This is a genomic window from Thioalkalivibrio sp. AKL7 (assembly GCF_000381705.1).
Classification (GTDB): Bacteria; Pseudomonadota; Gammaproteobacteria; order Ectothiorhodospirales; family Ectothiorhodospiraceae; genus Thioalkalivibrio; species Thioalkalivibrio versutus.
Window position 1 is genome coordinate 254,565 of the sequence record NZ_KB906947.1, and the last position, 18,456, is coordinate 273,020.

The window sequence follows — 18,456 nt, forward strand, 5'->3', positions numbered from 1 at the left end:
ATTTGTTCCGGCGACGAGGGAGGCGGGAGCGCACATGGATGACGCCAGTCAGGACGAGTTTCTCGGAGATGACCTGCGTGTGACGACCGCGCTGATGATTGGTCCGTCGGTCCGGTCCGCCACCGATCCTGTGCTGGCGCAGCGCCTGATCGAGAGCCTGGACCTGTTCGACGACGCGCACCCGCGCGGAGCGATGCCGCACGAGGACGAGTCCTCGCCCGAGGTGCAGCGTCTGGAACACAAGCTGGATCTGTTGTTGCATCTGGTCGCGGAGTCACTCCACCCCGAGCGCCCGGATCCGGTGGAGGCGACGCTCAGTGGCCACGGGATTGTGCTGCCAGCGGGCACGCTGCCGGAGGATTGTGACCGCGTGGAGGTCTATCTCAGTCGCCTGTTGCCCCAGCCGTGCGTTCTGGGTGTCGAGACTCCGACAACCCGTGGAGGCCTGCAGATGACTCGCTGGACAGGGATTGAAGGTCCCCTGGAAGAGGCGATCGGTCGCTGGATCTTTCGGTTGCATCGCCGCGAGGTCGCCGGGAAACGCCAGAAAGTTGACGGCAATCACAAATAAGCTCGATACTGCGAACTCGATCACACCATTGGATGTCGGCCCGGACTTTTCTCGGGTGGGCGCATCCGATCGCGGCAATCGGGGCACAGATGCGGGATCCGGGGGAACAACAACAGGCCATGCGCATTGCACTCAGCGGCGATGCGGGAGCCGCGGACGCAACACGGGCGATCCTGAACTGCCTTGGTTGCGAGGCCGAGACCCACTCCAACCCGACTGATCTGATGGACGGCACGCCCGCCGCAGCCGTGTGGCTTTGCGGACCTGCCGCCGAACTCTCCGCGCGCCTGCAGGAGCCGCGCGGGAATCTGGCACCGGTTGTCGTGCAACCGACTGACGGTGGCCAGGTGCAGGCCAACGGGGTGGATTGCATCGTCGAGCATCCGCTCTCGATTGGCCGGGTTTCTCAGGTCCTTCAGTGGCTGCGCTTCGGTCGCGAGCCGGGGTACGACGATATCCCCGGGCTGGTCGGGTCGCATCCGACCATGCAGGCGGTCAAGCGCCTGGTCGGGCAAGTGGCGCGGACCGATGCCACGGCGCTGATCCTGGGCGAGACCGGATCCGGCAAGGAGGTCGTGGCCCGCGCGATCCACAACGCCTCCGACCGCGCGGACAAGCCGTTCGTGGCAGTCAACTGTGGCGCCATCCCCGCGGATCTGCTGGAAAGCGAGCTGTTCGGCCACGAGAAGGGCGCGTTTACGGGCGCCTTCACCGCGCGCGCCGGCCGGTTTGAACTGGCCGAGGATGGCACGCTGTTTCTCGACGAGATCGGCGACATGCCCTTGCCGATGCAGGTGAAACTGCTACGCGTACTGCAGGAGCGGGTGTTCGAGCGGGTCGGTTCCAACAAATCGATCCCGGCCCGCGCGCGAATCATCGCGGCCACCCACCGGAATCTGGATGATGCGGTGGCGGATGGCAGCTTCCGGCAGGATCTTTTCTTCCGCTTGAGTGTATTCCCGATCGAGCTGCCACCCCTGCGCGAACGCACCAGCGATATGCCGCTGCTGATCGCCGCTCTGGAAGACCGGCTGCGCGACCAGGGCATGGCCCCCGCCCACCTGACCCCTATGGTGGTTGCCCACCTGGGGCAACTAGCGTGGCCGGGGAATATCCGCGAGCTGGCGAACCTCCTGGAGCAGCTTGCGATCATCTATCCGGATCTACCGGTGGACCTGGCGCAGCTGCCACCGCGGGTGCGTCCGGATGGAATCGAGGATCTGACCCTGCCGCCGACTACGCCGAATGGTTTCGAAGGCGGTTCCGCTGCGGGCGCCAACCTGCTGGCCGGTGGTCTGCCACCGGAGGGCGTCGATCTGCGCAGCTTCCTCAACGACCTCGAGCGCGACATGATCACCCGTGCCCTGGACGAGACCGGGCACGTGGTGGCGCGCGCCGCGCGGCGTCTGGGCATGCGGCGGACCACCCTGGTTGAGCGCATGCGCAAGTTCGGCCTGGGCAAGGCCTGAGAAGACGCGAATGCGGGCGTGAACGCGCCCGGAAATCGGTGTGCTCAAGTGGACGGAATCCCGTCACTCGATGGATCCGAGATGGGCAACCCCCGCGTCATAGGCTTGACGGATCCCGGGCCGATCCAGAAAAACCCTCTATAAACCAATCGCCTGCCTTGGTGGCGCGATGTTTGCTAGATCTTTCCCGAATCGATACGGGAAGACCTTCATGTCGCGAGCCACGATCCTGCTGGTGGATGCCGAACCCGAACTGCGAGAGGCCGTGGTCCAGGTGCTGGCCACGATCCCGCGGGTGCGTCTGCAGACGTGTACTGCCGACGCGCTGGTGCAATCCCTGGAGGTGTCCGCCCCGGTGGTCATCCTGCTGGCGCATCCTGCGGACGTGTCCCGGGATGCCCTGAGCCAAGCCACGGCAGCACTGGCGGCAGTCAGCCGCGACGCAAGCCAGGATCAGGAACTGGCTGCGATGCGACACGGGCTGGAGGCGCACTTCGCGCTCCCGCGGATGGCGGACGAGCTGGCCGGGTGGCTGCGTCCGCGAGTGCGGCCGGAGCCGTCGCTCGAGGTCCCTGCATTGGTGACACGCAGTCCCGTGATGCGCGGCATCGATCGCTTCGTGACGCGCATTGCCGGCAGCACGGCAACCGTCTTCGTTACCGGTGAGTCGGGGGTGGGCAAGGAGGTCCTGGCGCGGCAGCTGCACGCGCGCTCGCCGCGGCGACGGGGACCATTCGAAGCGATCAACTGCGCCGCACTGCCCGAGGCGATGCTCGAGGCGATGCTCTTCGGGCATGCCAAGGGCGCCTTTACCGGCGCGGTCGAGGCGCGACCGGGCAAGTTTGTGCGGGCCGACGGCGGCACATTGCTGCTGGACGAAGTGACGGAGATCCCGGTGCATTTGCAGGCAAAGCTGCTGCGTGCGCTGCAGGAGCGCGAGGTCGAGCCGCTGGGCGGGCGGCGGCCGCAGCGCGTGGACGTGCGCGTGATCGCGACCTCCAATCGGGATTTGCGCGCGGCCGTGGCCGAAGGGCATTTGCGCGAAGACCTGTACTACCGACTGAACGTCTTTCCCCTGTGCATCCCGCCACTGCGCGAGCGTGCAGAAGATATTGTGCCCTTGGGCGAGGCCTTGCTCCGACGCCTGAGTGGCGGCCAGCTCCAGACCCTGGATGACGGCGCACAACGACGGCTGCGCGAACACGACTGGCCGGGCAACGTGCGCGAACTGGCGAACGTGATGGAACGCGCGGTCACATTGCATGACAACGCGGATCCGCAGGTGAGTGCAGAGTCGGTTTGGCTGGATGCGGACATGGTGAATCCCTGGAGTACCGGGGCCGGCGAGGTGACCACCGGGGCGCAATCGAAGCCGGATGACGAGAACCCGACACCGATGCTGGAGCAGACCCTGCAGACGCAGGAGAGCCGGGTGATCATGAACGTCCTGCGCGAGTCCGGCGGGCGGCGCAAGGAGGCCGCCGACCGGCTGGGAATCAGCCCCAGAACATTGCGTTACAAGATTGCGCGTCTGCGCGAGCACGGCTTTGCGGTGCCCGCGTCGGGCTAATGTGCAGTCGCCTGGCATATGGATTGCTTGAGAGTTTCTGTCGAACACGAAAATACGACGGGCCCGTCGTGGTCGGTCGGCCGGCGTAACAAGACGCCCCGGGGGTAGTGAGCATGAGCGAGATGCAGATCCAGAACGTCCTGCAGCAGATGCGTCAACTGACGCAAGCCAACGGCGTGGAAAACACGAATGCGGCCCAGCAGACGCGCGAACCCCAGCGCGTCGGCGGCACGGACTTCCAGAACGTGCTGACGGAGTCGCTACGGGGTGTCAATCAGGTGCAGCAGCAGGCGACCGATCTGCAGACGCGCTTCGAGCTGGGCGACGACAACGTGAGCCTGCCGCAGGTGATGACCGCGATGAGCAAGTCGAGCATCGCCTTCGAGGCGACCAACCAGGTGCGCAACCGTCTGCTGACGGCATATCAGGAAATCATGCGGATGCAGGTCTGATCGGCCGATCGGGCTGAGGGAGAGAACGGACGATGGCCGAAGATGCACAATCCCTGCCCGCGGTGGTGACCGGCGGGATCAAGGAGTTTAACGGGATGCCTGCGGGCCGCCAGCTGGCCCTGATCGGCATGCTGGCGGGTGCCATTGTGGTGATCGTGGCGCTGCTGTACTGGGCGCTGCGCCCGACCTACGTACCGTTGTTTCCGCGCATGGATGCGGAGGATGCGGCGGAGGTCGTGCAAGTCCTTTCGCAGGCCGGTATCCAGTATCAGGTCGATTCCACGACGGGGCAGGTGAAGGTGCCCCAGGGCGAGGTGGCGGGTGCGCGGCTGCAGCTGGCCGGCGAAGGCCTGCCACGTTCGGGCGACATGGGCTTCGAGCTGCTGCAGGAGGATACCGGCCTGGGTACGAGCCGGATGATCGAGGGGGCGCGCCACCATCGGGCGATGGAGGGCGAACTGGCGCGTACCGTGGCATCGCTGAATGCGGTGGACCGGGCGCGTGTGCATATTGCCGAGGGTGAGCAGTCGGTGTTCGTGCGTGATCGGCGCCCGGCCAGCGCGTCGGTGGTCGTGCACCTGCGCGGTGGGCGGTCCCTGAGCGAGTCGCAGGTCGGTGCGATCGTGCATCTGGTCGCGTCCAGCACCTCTGATCTGGATCCTGATCGGGTCACCGTGGTGGACCAAAGCGGGACGCTCCTGACCCAGGATGGCGGCGAGACGGGCATGGGTGGTAGTGGCGACCGCCTGAGTTTCACCCGCGACGTGGAGACCCGCTATACCGACCGTATCCGTGACCTGCTGATTCCGATCGTCGGGCGCGACAAGGTACGGGTGCAGGTGAACGCGGACATCGACTTCTCGAGCGTCGAGCGCACCGAGGAACTGTACGATCCCGAGACGATTGCCCTGCGGTCCGAGCAGACCCGCGAGGACGAGCGCACGGGACCCGAGGGCGGTATCGGGGGTGTCCCCGGGGCGCTGACCAACCAGCCGCCCGCCGGTGGGGTTGTCGGCGAGGAAGGCGAGGAGGGTGAGGGCCCGCCCGCGGCGCTCCCGGGCAGCCGCAGCACCAATATCACCCGCAACTACGAGGTGGATCGCCGCATAAACCATATCCGCGAGATGCCGGGGGGCGTGCAACGCGTGTCCACGGCGGTGGTGGTGGACTTCCGCCAGGAGGTCAACGAGGACGGCGAGACCGTGCAGGTGGCGAGGGATGCGGAGGAACTGCAACGCATCGAAGCGCTGGTGCGCGAGGCGGTTGGATTCAATGCCGAACGGGGGGATACGATCAATGTAGTGACTGCCCCGTTCGAGGCGCCCATCGAGGCGGTGGCGGCGGACGAAATCGCGTTCTGGGAACAACCCTGGTTCCTCGGGGTGGTCAAGATCGTGGCGGCATTGCTGCTGGCTCTGATTATCCTGTTGACGGTGGTGCGTCCGGCGATGAAACATCTGATGAAGCGGCCGGCGCCGCCGCCGCGGCGCGAGGAAGATCGCGAAGCGCTGACCGACGAGTCAGCGGGCAGCGAGATGGGCATGGGCATGGGGATGGGTCAGGGCGAGGGTTCGGCCGTGGCTGCGCTGACCGGCCCCAAGGGTCCGGACCAGCAGGAGATGGATCTGGAGGCGGTGCGCGAGATGGTCCGCGAGGACCCCAAGCGCGTGGCACAGGTGATGAAGACGTGGTTGGGTGACGATGGCCGCTGACAAGAACGCCAAACAGGAAGGTGCCGAGCGCGCCGCCGTGTTCATGATGAGCCTCGGCGAGGACGCGGCCGCCGAGGTCATGCGCCACATGGGGCCCAAGGAGGTGCAGAAGATTGGCACCGCGATGGCGTCCATGGACCGCATTTCGCGCAGTGACGTGAATGCCGCGCTGCATGAATTCTCCACCCACGTGCAGGAACAGACGGCGCTGGGCGTGGGTGCTGACGAGTACGTGCGCAGCGTCATGGAGAGCGCGCTGGGCGACAAGGCCTCGGGCCTGATCGACCGCATCCTGCTGGGGCGCAATTCCAAGGGAATCGAGGCCCTCAAGTGGCTGGATCCACGGGCGATTGCCGACATGCTGCGCAACGAGCACCCGCAGATCGTGGCGATTGTGCTTTCCCACCTCGACTCCGACCAGGCGTCGGATACCCTGCAGTACCTGCCCGCGCGGGTGCAGTCCGACATCGTGATGCGCATTGCGACCATGGATGGAGTCCAGCCCCAGGCCCTGCAGGAGCTGGACGAGATCCTCGACCGTCAGCTTTCCGGCAATGCCGCGAGCAAGACGTCGATGCTGGGTGGCGTGCGTTCGGCGGCCAACATCATGAACTTGATGGAAGGCTCACGGGAGGCGGAGATCATGGATACGATCAAGGAGTCCGATTCCGATCTGGGTTCGCGCATCGAGGAAGAGATGTTCGTGTTCGAGAACCTGGTGGAGATCGACGACCGCGGTATCCAGACGCTGATGCGCGAGATTCAGACGGAATCGCTGGTGCTCGCCATGAAGGGTGCCGACGACGACATGAAGGACAAGATCTTCCGCAACATGTCCAAGCGCGCGGCCGAGATGCTGCGCGAGGACCTCGAGGCCAAGGGCCCGGTCCGGGTCAGCGAGGTCGAGGGCGCGCAGAAAGAGATCCTGTCCGTGGCCCGCCGGCTCGCGGAGAACGGCGATATCGTGCTGGGTGGCGGTGGTAGCGAGGCGATGTTGTGACCGATGGCCCGGCGGCCAGGCTTTACACCGACGCGGCGGCATCGCTTTGGGAGCCGCCGGAGATTGGTGACAATGGGGTCCATCCCCCGCGTCGCCTGCCGACGGCCGCCGAGATCGAGGCGATCGAGGACGAAGCCCGCAAGAACGGGTTCGAGGGCGGTTATGCCGAGGGGCATGAGCTTGGCAAGAAAGAGGCCGAGAAGGCCACCCGGGCGCGCGAGGACAAGAAACTGCGCGAGACGGTCGCCATGCTGGAATCCGTGGCCGGCGGCCTTGCTGATCCCCTGGCGGATGCCGCCGATGCCCTGGAGCCGGAGTTGCTGGCGCTGGTGACGGCGCTTGCACGCAAGGTCGTCCAGAGCGAACTGGAGACGCGACCGGAGCACATCCGGACCGTCCTGGAAGGGGCATTGGCCCAGCTTCCCGGACGCAACCAGGAGGTTCGGGTGCACTTGAACCCGGAGGACCAGGCGCTGGTGGAGGCCTATGGTGAGCGGGCGGATGCGCGCATCACCTGGGTCCCGGACGCGGGCCTGGCGCGCGGCGGCTGTCGCCTCGAATCGGGCGCGGCAAGTGTCGACGCAAGCCTCGAGCGGCGTCTGCAGCACGCGGTGGAAGCCCTCTGGGATGGCGAGTATCCGGAGATGGACGGCGCACCCGACGAGGAAGATCACCAGTCCGCCAATTCCGTGGACAGCGCGGCCCCGGAGGATTCATGAGTACCCCGATCGACGAGGTCCGCCGCAAGGGCCGGGAACGGCTGAGTAGTGGCTTGCTGGATCGTCTACAGCAGTCGCGCGGGCGGGTCGAGCGGGTCAATCCGCCGCAGTCGGAGGGTCACCTGTCGCGCCTGACCGGTCTGACGCTGGAGGCGGAAGGCCTGCGCTTGCCCATTGGGGGGCGCGCGCTGATCCACGGCGAGAACGGAGACACGGTGCCGGCCGAGGTCGTCGGTTTCCAGAATGAACGCACGTTCCTGATGCCCGAGGAAATCGCGGCGGGCCTGACGCCCGGCGCGCGCATCGAGCCGCTGGACAACCAGCGTCAGATTCCGGTCGGGGAGGGGCTGCTGGGCCGCGTGATCGATGCCAACGGGCAGCCGCTGGACGGAAAAGGCCCAATCCGCACCCATGATTTTGGGCTGTTGGCCGGGCGGCCGATCAACCCGCTGCAACGCGCACCGGTACGCGAGCCGCTAGATGTGGGGATCCGGGCAATCAATGGTCTGCTGTCGGTGGGTCGTGGTCAGCGCCTCGGTCTGTTCGCCGGATCCGGGGTCGGCAAGAGTGTGCTGCTGGGGATGATGACGCGCAACACGACGGCGGACGTGATCGTGGTCGGGCTGATCGGCGAGCGCGGTCGGGAAGTGAACGAGTTCATCCACGAGATTCTCGACGAGGAATCGCGCACGCGCACGGTGGTGGTCGCCGTGCCGGCCGACCAGTCGCCGCTGCTGCGCCAGCACGGGGCCTGGGTGGCCACTGCGGTGGCGGAGCATTTCCGCGACCAGGGCCTGCACGTGCTGTTGCTGATGGATTCCCTGACCCGCTTTGCCCAGGGCGCCCGCGAGATCGCGATGGCGATCGGCGAGCCGCCGGCCTCCAAGGGCTATGCGGCATCGGTATTTGCGCGCCTGCCGCAACTGGTGGAGCGTGCCGGCAACGGCGACGTAGGGGGCGGCTCGATTACCGCCTTCTACACCGTGCTGGCCGAGGGCGATGACCAGAACGACCCGATTGTGGACGCCGCGCGCGCGATCCTGGACGGCCATGTCGTGCTGTCGCGCGAGGTGGCAGAGACCGGGCGTTACCCGGCGATCGATGTCGGTGCATCGGTCTCGCGCGTAATGTCCTCGCTGATCTCGCCGGAACACGAGCGGGCGGCGCGACGCTTCCGCGGCCTCTCCGCCACCTATATGCAGAATCGCGATCTGATCGCGGTCGGGGCCTATCGCAAGGGGGCCGACCCGCACTTGGACGAGGCAGTGGCGATGCACGAGCGCCTGGAGGCGTATCTGGCGCAGGGCCGCGAAGAGGCCGTCGGCTTTGACCGTGCGCGGGATGACCTGCTGGCGCTGGTTGGCGGGGCGGCATGAACCCGAAGCGCCTGGAACGACTGTTGCGCCTGCGCCGGATCGAGGAGACCGAGGCCACCCGCCAGCTGGGTGAACGTCTGCAGCAACTGGATGGCATTGCCGGTCAGCGCGAGCGCCTGGAAACCTATCAGCGTGAGTATCTGCAGGCGACCCTGCCGGATGACGCCAACGCCCTCAAGTGGTTGGCGGGCATGCGCGACCAGTTGCGCTCGGCGCTGGAGCAACAGGACCTGCGCATTCAGGCGGCGGAGTCGCAGGTGGAGACCGCGCGCCAGGAGTGGCTGGAGCGCCACCGCAACAGCCTGTCGCTGGAAAAGCTGCTGCAACGCCGGAAGGCCGAGACGGCGCAACACGGCGCCCGGCGCCAGCAGACCGAACAGGATATGTGGGCCACGCGGCAGGCTCATGCGCGCGAGGAAGCGTCGCGTTGGCAAGGTTCTTGAATGGACCGTGACTATCGATTAGGGCAAGGGCCCGGGGATCCACCCGGCACACCGAGGATTCGGAGATGATCGCGACACAGAACACCGGTCAGGGCATGCTGCCGCTGCTGCAATTGCTGGGCGGCGAGGCATCGCTGCAGGACCTGGACGACCTGAAGGGGCTGAAAGGGAAGGACGGCGAGGGGTTCCTCGCGGTTCTGGAGCCGCAGATGGAGGCCTTGCTGGCGAACCTGGGCGTGCCCGGGGACGAGCTGGAAGGGCTCGATCTGGAAGCCATGCTGGCGCGGCTGCAGGATCTACTCGACGGGCAGGGTTTCGCCGCGGGCGACGAGGCGGGGGGCAAGGGCTTGCCGGTCGCCAGCCTGATGGCGGCAGTGCAGGAACCGGGGCGTATGGACGCGGCCCGTGGGGAGGCGAGCGCCTCTGGCCGCGGGGGTGCCGAGGGCCAGGCGTTGCCGGTCAAGCCCCTGCCTGCAGCTGTCATGCGCCTGTTTGTCGAGGCCAGCCAGGCGGCAGGCGGGCACGACGGCCTGGCCGCATTGAAGCCCGAATTGCTGGGCGCGCAGGGCGGACTGTCGCGGGACGGCGTGCTCGATGTCCTCGCCCAGTGGATGACCCAGGGCGGGGACGACGAGTCGCGCCGCGGGCGTACCGACCCCCTGGGGGGCGTCCTGCCGGCTCTCGCCGGTGGGCAGGCCGAGGGGGCGGAGGCCGCGCGTGCGCTGCCGCGACTGGACCTGACCCGGCTCCTGCAGCAGCCCAATGGGGCCCGCGAGCTGGCCGATCAGGTGCGCATGCTCGCCCAGGCACAGGGTGGTCGAACCGAGCTCAAGCTGCATCCCCCGCAGCTGGGCAGTCTGGATATTCGGGTGCTGGTCGAGGGTGACCGCACAAGCATCCAGTTCATCAGCGCCAATCCGGTGACCCGCGAGGTGCTGGAGGCGGCCATGCCGCGCTTGCGCGACAGCCTCGCCGAGAGCGGGCTGATGCTCGAGGACGCGACCGTCTCCGACCAGGCGGCCGAGGAGCAGGCCGAGCAGGATGAGCGCCAGACCGCCGCCGGGACCGCTTCGGAGCTGGACGAGGCCGAAGACAACGAGAATGAGGGCAGCACGCTCTCGATGCTGAATCGGCGACTGGATCTGTTTGCCTGAGGCGAGCTCGGCGCGGGCTCGGTCTTGCGCTATCCGATGGGCAGCCGGCGGTATCCGTGACCTGCCCCATCGGGCCCCTTTCACTGTCGTAGCGATCTTCCATGAGTGCCGCCAAGAATCCGTCTTTCCCGCGCGGCGGGCGGCCGATTCTTGACGTTATCGCCCGTTCCTTCCCCGGAAGTGTCCTTCCTCCCCCTCCAGTACTGGTCGCTAACTATTGGATAAAGCGATAGAAAGCCAATGCTGGCATCGGCCTTGCTAGGGTCTTTTCCGAGAGCAAATCCTCGGTTTACCGGATAGCGGGTGCGACATGGCGAAGAAGGAAGTCAATCTGGACGACGAAGAAGGCGGCACCCCGAAGAAGGGCGGCATGGGCAAGCTGCTTGTGCTGCTGCTGATCGTGATTCTGCTGGTGGGCGGCGGGGCCGCTGCGGCCTGGTTCTTCCTGGTTGCGGGCGACGAGGCTGCCGAACAGGTGGTGGAAGGCCCTCCTGAGCGCTTCTACACCAGCCTGGAGCCGATGACTGTCAACATTGAAGCGCCGGGCCGCATCCGCTATCTGCGTGCCGAGGTGAGCCTGGTGACGCACGAGGCGCCGGTGATCGAGGCGTTCGAGCGGCATATGCCGGCGATCCGCAACGACATCCTGGGCATCCTGGCGGAACAGCGTTACGAGGATCTGAATACGCGGGATGGCAAGGAATCGCTGGCGGAGGAGCTGAAGGAAGCAATCCGCGAGATTCTGCGCTCGCGGGATGCGCCGGACGCGGTCGAGGCCGTGTTGTTCAACGAACTGGTGATGCAGTAGGAGCCCCGTTATGGCGCAGACGGATATCCTCAGCCAGGACGAGATCGATGCCCTCCTGCATGGTGTGGACGAGGGCGACGTCGAGACCGAAGACCCGTATCCGAGTGACGGTGAGGCGCGGGAATTCAACTTTGCCACGCAGGATCGCATCGTCCGTGGGCGCATGCCCACGCTGGAGATGATCAACGAGCGCTTTGCGCGTCAGCTCCGGGTCCGTCTGTTCAATGTACTGCGCCGCTCGGCCGAGATCTCGGTGGTCGGCACGCGTATCACCAAGTTCTCCGAGTACATGCACTCGCTGTTTGTCCCCACCAGCCTGAATCTGGTGCGGGCGCATCCGCTGCATGGCACCGGCTTGTTCGTGTTCGATCCCAAGCTGGTGTTCATCCTGGTCGACAACTTTTTCGGTGGCGACGGACGCTACTACACCCGCATCGAGGGACGAGACTTCACCCCGATGGAGATGAAGGTCGTCCACGGCGTGCTGGAGGGGGCCTTCGAGGATATGCAGAAGGCCTGGCAGCCGGTGATGGAGCTGAAGTTCGAGTTCCTGAACTCCGAGGTCAACCCGCAGTTCGCGAACATCGTCTCGCCGACCGAGATCGTGGTCATCAGCGAGTTCCACATCGAGCTCGACGGGGGCGGCGGCAACCTGCACGTGACCCTGCCGTACTCGATGATCGAGCCGATCCGCGAGCAGCTGGATACCGGCATCCAGTCGGATCGCTCCGACGTCGACCAGCGCTGGATGCACGCGCTGCAGGAGGAGATCCAGACCGCCGAGGTCGAGATCAGCTCCATGCTGGCGGAGACCGAGGTCACCGTGCGCGAGCTACTGGATATCCAGCCGGGCGACATCATCCCGGTGGACCTCCCCGAGAAGATCACCTTGCAGGTCGAAGACATCCCGATGTTCCGCGGGAAGTTCGGCGTATCCAATGGCATGAATGCGATCCAGGTTTCGGAACGCATTATCAAACGATAGAGGGCGCAGCATGGCTGACACCGACGATCCCAAACAGGACACCCCGGCCGTGGATGAAGATACCGCGGGCGCTGAAACCATGGCCGAGACCGAAGGCGGTAGCGACGACCAGGCGCTGGCCGACGAATGGGGGGCCGCTCTGGCGGAACAGTCCGCCCTGGCCGAACAGAAGGATGACGAAGAGGCCGCCGACCCGGACGCCCTGCTGAACGAGGCGCAAGGCGGTGGGGGTGCCGCGTCCGCGCAAGCGGCGCCGAAGACCGAGAAGAAGGAACGCAAGCACAAGCCGGATTCGGCCGCGGAGGCGCTGCAGCCGGAACAACTGTCGGGCGTGGTGCAGGGCGACGGCGAGGAGATGAACCTGGAGATGGTGCTGGACGTGCCGGTGACCATCGCCATGGAGATCGGTCGCACGCGCATCCCGATCCGCAACCTTCTGCAGCTGAACCAGGGCTCGGTGGTGGAGCTGGACCGTCTGGCCGGGGAGCCGCTGGACGTGCTGGTGAACGGCACGCTGATCGCGCACGGCGAGGTCGTGGTGGTCAACGAGAAGTTCGGTATCCGGCTGACCGATGTGATCAGCCCCAGTGAGCGCATCCGCAAGCTCAAATAGCCATGAATCCACGTAATACGCGCAGTTCGGCCCTCGTCCTGGCGGCCGTCACGGGGACCCTCTGGCCTTTGACTGCCCTTGCGGAGGGTGGCAGTGGCGGGGCCGCGGCCTATCTGACCCAGCTAATCGGCGGTCTGGTACTGGTGATCGGTGCCATTGTGGTGCTGGGCTGGATCCTGCGCCGGACCCAGGGCGGACTGAACCGCGGCTCGCAGGTGATCGAGATCGTCGCGGCACGCTCGGTGGGCACGCGCGAGCGTCTGGTGCTGGTTCAGGTGGGCGATGAACAGGTGCTGGTGGGCGTGGCGCCTTCGGGCATGCGCACCCTGCACACGATGCGCGAGCCGGTGGTGGCGCCGGCCGGGGAGACGCCGGATTTCTCCAGCGCACTCAAGCGCGCCGTGACCCGCCGGGCTCCGCCCGGTAGCAGCGAGCGGGGGCAGTCGTGATGGCGCTGTTCCTGCGGTTCGCGCTGGCACTGGGCCTGCTGCTCCTGCCGGGCCTCGCCGGGGCCCAGGTGGCGCAGGGCATCGAGGCCCTGACCGTGACCACCAACGGAGACGGGGGCGAGACCTACTCGGTCACGCTGCAGATCATCCTGTTGATGACGCTGCTGACCCTGCTGCCGTCGATCCTGATCATGATGACCTCCTTCACCCGGATCATTGTGGTGCTGGCGATCCTGCGCCAGGGCCTGGGCACGACCCAGACACCCTCGAACCAGATCCTGATCGGTTTGGCCTTTTTCCTGACCCTGTTCGTGATGGCCCCGGTGCTCGACGAGATCTACGAGACCGCGTTTGTGCCCTACGTGAACGAGGAGATCGGGACGGAGGAGGTGATCGAGGCGGGGGTGCAGCCGTTGCGCGAGTTCATGTTGATGCATACCCGCGAAAGCGATATCGCGATGTTTGCCGAGATCAACGGGATCGACGGATTCGAGGAGGCGGATGACATCCCGTTGAACCTGCTGGTGCCAGCGTTCATTACCAGCGAGCTCAAGACCGCATTCCAGATTGGCTTCCTGATCCTGATCCCGTTCCTGATCATCGACCTGGTGGTGGCCTCGGTCCTGATGTCGATGGGGATGGTGATGCTCTCCCCGCTGATTATCTCGCTGCCGTTCAAGGTGATGCTGTTCGTTCTGGTGGACGGCTGGGCGCTGATGATGAACACCCTTGCCACCAGTTTCTTCGTGTAGGAGAGCGCGATGACCCCCGAACTCGTTGTGGATATCGGTCGCGAGACGCTGACCGTGGTGGTCCTGCTGGCCGCGCCGCCGCTGCTGACGGCGCTGGCCGTGGGTCTGACCATCGGGATGCTGCAGGCAGCGACCCAGATACAGGAAATGACCCTGTCGTTCATCCCCAAGCTGCTGGCGATGTTCGCGGCGCTGCTGATCAGCGGGCACTGGATGCTGGCGTTGTTGATCGACTACACCGAGCGCCTCTACGAGGGTGCGCCGGGGATGGTGGGGTAGGCATATGGCCCTGGCGGCGGAACAGCTGGTGCTGTGGGTGGGGGCGGTCCTGTGGCCGTTCGCCCGCATTGGCGCCATGCTCGTCGCCATGCCGATCTTCGGTGCGGATACGGTCAATGCGCGGGTGCGCATGGGGCTGGCGCTGTTGCTGGCGATCTTCGTGGCCATGCAGGGGCCGGTCCTGCCGGATATCGATCCGCTCAGCCTGGAGGGCGTGCTGGTCACCCTGCACCAGATCGCGATCGGCGTGTTCATGGGTTTTATCCTGCAAATGGTGTTCTCGGCCGTGACCCAGGCGGGCGAGGTGGTCGCACTGGGCATGGGCCTGGGTTTTGCCTCGATCATGGATCCGGCCCAGGGCGTGCAGGTCCCGGTGGTTTCCACCATCTTTGTGATCTTCTCGACCCTCCTGTTCCTGGCGATGAACGGCCATCTGATTGCTCTGGAGCTGATGCTGACCAGCTTCGAGACCATGCCGATCGCGCCGACCGGTCTGAACGCCGAGGCCTTCTACGCCCTGGTGGGCTTCGGCTCCACGATGTTTGTGGGAGCGGTGCTGGTGGCGTTGCCGGCGGTTGCCTCGCTCTTGTTGGTGAATATCTCCATGGGGGTCATCACCCGCGCGTCCCCGCAACTCAACATCTTCGCGGTGGGTTTCCCGATGATGATCCTGATCGGGTTCGTACTGATGATGTTGATCCTGCCGGGCCTGCCCGAACGCTTCGGCGAGCTGATGCTCGAGGGCTTTAACCTGATGCAGACCCGGATGGGCTTCTGAGATGGCCGAGAACGAGAGCGGACAGGAAAAAAGCGAAGAGCCCACTCCGAAACGCCTGCGCGAGGCGAAGGAGAAGGGGCAGGTCCCGCGCTCGCGCGAGCTGAGCACCTTTCTGGTGCTGATGGCGGGCGGGAGCTTCCTGCTGATGTACGGCCCGAACATGGGGGCGCAACTTACTGAACAGATGAGCAGTCGCCTGGATTTCGAACGCGAAATGGCCTACGACTCGTCGCTGCTGTTGCCGTACCTGTCCCAGGAGATTTTCCGTACCCTGCAGACCCTGTTCCCGTTGTTCGGCGTACTGATCGTAGCCGCGGTACTCGCGCCGATCGTGATCGGCGGGGCCAATTTTTCCTGGAAGGCCGCCGCGCCCAAGGTCTCCAAGCTGAATCCCGGGAAGGGCCTCAAGCGAATCTTCTCCTGGCAGGGGCTGATGGAGTTCGGCAAGACCTTCGCCAAGTTCGTACTGATCAGCAGTGTCGCGGTCGCCGTGCTGGCCACCTTCTCCGACCGGCTGCTGATGCTTGGCTACGAACCGGTCCATCAGGGCATCATCCATGCCGCCCAGCTGGTGCTGGGCACGTTCATCGCGGTCTCGGCGGCCCTGATCGTGGTCGCCGCCATTGATGCGCCGTTCCAGATGTGGAATCACCAGAAGCAGTTGCGCATGACCCGTCAGGAGGTCAAGGACGAGTACAAGGAGACCGACGGCAAGCCGGAGGTCAAGCAAAAGATCCGTCAGTTGCAGCAGGAGATGGCGCAGCGGCGAATGATGGAAGAGGTCCCCAAGGCCGACGTGATCATCACCAACCCGACCCACTATGCGGTGGCTATCGTCTACGAGGCCTCGCGCATGGCGGCACCGAAGGTGGTGGCCAAGGGCGTCGACGAGGTGGCCGCCTCGATCCGCGCAGTCGGGGACGAACACGCTATCATCCGTGTCGAGGCCCCGCGCGTGGCCCGCGCCATCTATTTCACCACCGATCTGAACCAGGAAGTGCCCAACGGTCTGTTCGTGGCCGTGGCGCGCATCCTGGCGTACGTCTACCAGCTCAAGCGGGCCGATGCCGACGCGCAGATGCCGGATGACCTTCCAGTGCCCGAGGACTATCTCGATCCCGACAAGCAACGCGGCCCGCGGAGGGATCGCTAATGGCCTTCTTTGACCGTCTGGGTAACGTGGGCAAGTGGGGGCTGGGGGCGCCGATCCTGCTGATCGCGATGCTCTCGATGATGGTGCTGCCGCTGCCGCCGCTGGCGCTGGACGTGCTGTTCACCTTCAATATCGCGCTGTCGCTGGTGGTGATCATGGTTGCGGTGTACACCCCGCGGCCGCTGGAATTCGCGGTCTTCCCGACCGTGTTGCTGGTCGCCACGCTGCTGCGCCTGGCGCTGAACATCGCCTCCACCCGCGTGATCCTGCTGGAAGGCCACACCGGCACGGATGCCGCCGGCAAGGTGATCCAGGCCTTCGGCGACTTCGTGGTCGGCGGCAACTACACCGTGGGGCTGGTGGTGTTCGCGATCCTGATCATCATCAACTTCGTGGTGGTGACCAAGGGGGCCGGGCGTGTGTCCGAGGTCAGCGCCCGCTTTACCCTGGACTCCATGCCCGGCAAGCAGATGGCGATCGACGCCGACCTGAACGCCGGCATCCTGACTCAGGAAGAGGCGCGCAAGCGCCGCGAGGAGATTGCCAGCGAGGCGGACTTCTACGGCTCCATGGACGGTGCCTCCAAGTTCGTCCGCGGCGATGCCATCGCGGGGATCCTGATCCTGTTCGTAAACATCATCGGCGGGCTCACCATCGGTGCGGTGCAGCACGGCATGTCGATTGGCGATGCCGCGACCAACTACGTATTGCTGACCATCGGCGACGGCATCGTCGCCCAGATCCCGTCGCTGGTGCTGTCCTCCGCCACCGCGATCATCGTGACCCGCGTGACCAGCAGCCAGGACATGGGCCAGCAGGTGTACGGGCAGATGTTCTCCAACCCGCGGGTCCTGTACGTCGCGGGTGGCGTGATCGGCGCGCTGGGCGTCGTGCCGGGCATGCCGAACGCCGTGTTCCTGGGGCTGGCGGCGCTGATCTTTGGCTGGGCCTATCTGCTCAAGCGCCGGAGCCGCGAGGCCGAGGTGGAAGTGGAGCGCATCCCGCAGGAAGACGAGGGCGGGGCGCGTTCGGAGGATCGCGACCTGACCTGGGAAGATGTCCCGCCGGTGGATCTGGTCTCCCTTGAAGTCGGCTACCGCCTGATCCCGCTGGTGGACCGTACCCAGGACGGCCAGTTGATGGGACGGATCAAGGGCGTGCGCCGCAAGCTGTCGCAGGAGCTCGGCTTCCTGCTGCAGCCGGTGCACATCCGCGACAACCTGGAGCTCAGTCCGAACGCCTATCGGATCAGCCTGCTGGGGGTCACTGTGGCCGAGGCCGAGGTATTCCCCGACCGCGAACTGGCGATCAATCCAGGCGAGGTCTTCGGCACCGTGCCGGGCACCCCGACCAAGGACCCGACCTTCAACCTGGATGCCCTGTGGATCGACCCGTCGGATCGCGACCAGGCCCAGGGCGCCGGCTATACCGTAGTCGACTGTTCCACGGTGATTGCGACGCATTTGTCGCAGGTGTTCCGCGAGAACGCCCACCGCATGATCGGGCACGAGGAGGCACAGCATCTGCTGGATCAGCTGGCGCGGCATTCGCCGAAGCTGGTAGAGAACCTCGTGCCCAAGACGCTGTCGCTTTCGATCGTGCTGAAGGTGTTGCAGAACCTGCTGGCCGAGCAGGTCTCGATCCGCGACCTGCGCACGATCGCCGAAACCCTGGCAGACGACGGGGTGAAGAGTCAGGATCCCGGCACTTTGACCGCTGCGGTGCGCGTCGCGCTGTCGCGCTCCATCGTCCAGGACCTTGTGGGACCGGAGGATGAGCTGCCACTGATTGCCCTGGACCCATCGCTGGAACAGCTCTTGCATAAGTCCCTGCAGGGCAGCTCGGGTGGCACGGTTGGACTGGAGCCCGGGCTGGCGGAACGGTTGCAGCGTTCGGTTGCGGACGCGGCGCGCCGCCAGGAGACAGCCGGTCAAGCGGCGATCCTGGTGGTGGCACCGGAGATCCGTTCCTGGATTGCCGGCTGGTTGCGCGGCGCGGTTCGCAGCCTGACCGTCCTGGCGTTTACCGAGATCCCCGACAACCGGCGGATTCGGGTAGTGGCCACGGTCGGTCAGGAAGAAACAGCGAAGCAGTCCGCATGAGACATAGGGGTTCCGCCGCGCGAGCGGCGCAGGAGATCAAAGCATGAATGTCAGACGATATCGGGCCCGGG

The 18,456-nt window shown here is 65.7% G+C and carries 19 protein-coding genes; all 19 read left to right on the plus strand.

Features of this window, described 5'->3' with window-relative positions; genetic code table 11:
• Positions 1–34 precede the first annotated feature (34 nt).
• The 19 genes from G315_RS0101055 to flhA all read left to right on the plus strand — a co-directional run bounded on the left by G315_RS0101055 (position 35) and on the right by flhA (position 18,385).
• Positions 35–571 carry a PilZ domain-containing protein gene (locus G315_RS0101055; protein ID WP_018145763.1) on the plus strand — a complete coding sequence of 179 codons (537 nt, stop codon included), beginning with the start codon at positions 35–37 and terminating at the stop codon, positions 569–571.
• A gap of 89 nt (positions 572–660) precedes the next feature.
• Positions 661–2,040, plus strand: coding sequence for a sigma-54-dependent Fis family transcriptional regulator (locus G315_RS0101060; protein ID WP_026182109.1), 1,380 nt, complete (start codon positions 661–663; stop codon positions 2,038–2,040).
• Positions 2,041–2,251: 211 nt separating this feature from the next.
• On the plus strand, positions 2,252–3,610 hold the full coding sequence (locus tag G315_RS0101065) for a sigma-54-dependent Fis family transcriptional regulator (RefSeq protein ID WP_018145761.1): 1,359 nt from the start codon (positions 2,252–2,254) through the stop codon (positions 3,608–3,610).
• A gap of 113 nt (positions 3,611–3,723) precedes the next feature.
• Positions 3,724–4,062, plus strand: a complete 339-nt coding sequence (fliE, locus tag G315_RS0101070; protein WP_018145760.1) for a flagellar hook-basal body complex protein FliE — start codon at positions 3,724–3,726, stop codon at positions 4,060–4,062.
• A gap of 32 nt (positions 4,063–4,094) precedes the next feature.
• The gene (gene fliF, locus G315_RS0101075; protein WP_018145759.1) at positions 4,095–5,774 is read left to right on the plus strand and encodes a flagellar basal-body MS-ring/collar protein FliF; all 1,680 of its coding nucleotides are present in this window, start codon (positions 4,095–4,097) and stop codon (positions 5,772–5,774) included.
• Positions 5,764–6,774 carry a flagellar motor switch protein FliG gene (fliG, locus tag G315_RS0101080; protein ID WP_018145758.1) on the plus strand — a complete coding sequence of 337 codons (1,011 nt, stop codon included), beginning with the start codon at positions 5,764–5,766 and terminating at the stop codon, positions 6,772–6,774. Before fliF ends, fliG begins: the two co-directional genes overlap by 11 nt.
• The gene (locus G315_RS0101085; protein ID WP_018145757.1) at positions 6,771–7,493 is read left to right on the plus strand and encodes a FliH/SctL family protein; all 723 of its coding nucleotides are present in this window, start codon (positions 6,771–6,773) and stop codon (positions 7,491–7,493) included. Before fliG ends, G315_RS0101085 begins: the two co-directional genes overlap by 4 nt.
• Positions 7,490–8,869, plus strand: coding sequence for a FliI/YscN family ATPase (locus G315_RS0101090; RefSeq protein WP_018145756.1), 1,380 nt, complete (start codon positions 7,490–7,492; stop codon positions 8,867–8,869). The genes G315_RS0101085 and G315_RS0101090 overlap by 4 nt, the downstream gene beginning before the upstream one ends.
• On the plus strand, positions 8,866–9,312 hold the full coding sequence (fliJ, locus tag G315_RS0101095; protein ID WP_018145755.1) for a flagellar export protein FliJ: 447 nt from the start codon (positions 8,866–8,868) through the stop codon (positions 9,310–9,312). The genes G315_RS0101090 and fliJ overlap by 4 nt, the downstream gene beginning before the upstream one ends.
• 65 nt (positions 9,313–9,377) lie before the next feature.
• Positions 9,378–10,466 carry a flagellar hook-length control protein FliK gene (locus tag G315_RS0101100; RefSeq protein ID WP_018145754.1) on the plus strand — a complete coding sequence of 363 codons (1,089 nt, stop codon included), beginning with the start codon at positions 9,378–9,380 and terminating at the stop codon, positions 10,464–10,466.
• 310 nt (positions 10,467–10,776) lie between these two features.
• Positions 10,777–11,274, plus strand: coding sequence for a flagellar basal body-associated protein FliL (gene fliL, locus G315_RS0101105; protein WP_018145753.1), 498 nt, complete (start codon positions 10,777–10,779; stop codon positions 11,272–11,274).
• 10 nt (positions 11,275–11,284) lie between these two features.
• Positions 11,285–12,259: a flagellar motor switch protein FliM gene (fliM, locus tag G315_RS0101110; protein WP_018145752.1), complete on the plus strand. Its 975-nt coding sequence runs from the start codon at positions 11,285–11,287 to the stop codon at positions 12,257–12,259.
• A gap of 10 nt (positions 12,260–12,269) precedes the next feature.
• Positions 12,270–12,872, plus strand: a complete 603-nt coding sequence (fliN, locus tag G315_RS0101115) for a flagellar motor switch protein FliN (protein ID WP_018145751.1) — start codon at positions 12,270–12,272, stop codon at positions 12,870–12,872.
• A gap of 2 nt (positions 12,873–12,874) precedes the next feature.
• Complete coding sequence (gene fliO, locus G315_RS0101120; protein ID WP_018145750.1) at positions 12,875–13,321, plus strand: flagellar biosynthetic protein FliO; 447 nt, start codon at positions 12,875–12,877, stop codon at positions 13,319–13,321.
• Entirely contained in the window at positions 13,321–14,073 is a 753-nt protein-coding gene (fliP, locus tag G315_RS0101125; RefSeq protein ID WP_018145749.1) for a flagellar type III secretion system pore protein FliP, read from the plus strand. The genes fliO and fliP overlap by 1 nt, the downstream gene beginning before the upstream one ends.
• Positions 14,074–14,082: 9 nt before the next feature.
• Positions 14,083–14,352 (plus strand): flagellar biosynthesis protein FliQ, encoded by a 270-nt coding sequence (gene fliQ, locus G315_RS0101130; protein ID WP_018145748.1) that lies wholly within the window; start codon positions 14,083–14,085, stop codon positions 14,350–14,352.
• Positions 14,353–14,356: 4 nt separating this feature from the next.
• Positions 14,357–15,130, plus strand: a complete 774-nt coding sequence (fliR, locus tag G315_RS0101135) for a flagellar biosynthetic protein FliR (protein WP_018145747.1) — start codon at positions 14,357–14,359, stop codon at positions 15,128–15,130.
• A 1-nt stretch (position 15,131) separates the two neighbouring features.
• The gene (flhB, locus tag G315_RS0101140) at positions 15,132–16,283 is read left to right on the plus strand and encodes a flagellar biosynthesis protein FlhB (RefSeq protein ID WP_018145746.1); all 1,152 of its coding nucleotides are present in this window, start codon (positions 15,132–15,134) and stop codon (positions 16,281–16,283) included.
• Positions 16,283–18,385 (plus strand): flagellar biosynthesis protein FlhA, encoded by a 2,103-nt coding sequence (gene flhA, locus G315_RS0101145; protein ID WP_018145745.1) that lies wholly within the window; start codon positions 16,283–16,285, stop codon positions 18,383–18,385. The genes flhB and flhA overlap by 1 nt, the downstream gene beginning before the upstream one ends.
• Positions 18,386–18,456: the final 71 nt, after the last annotated feature.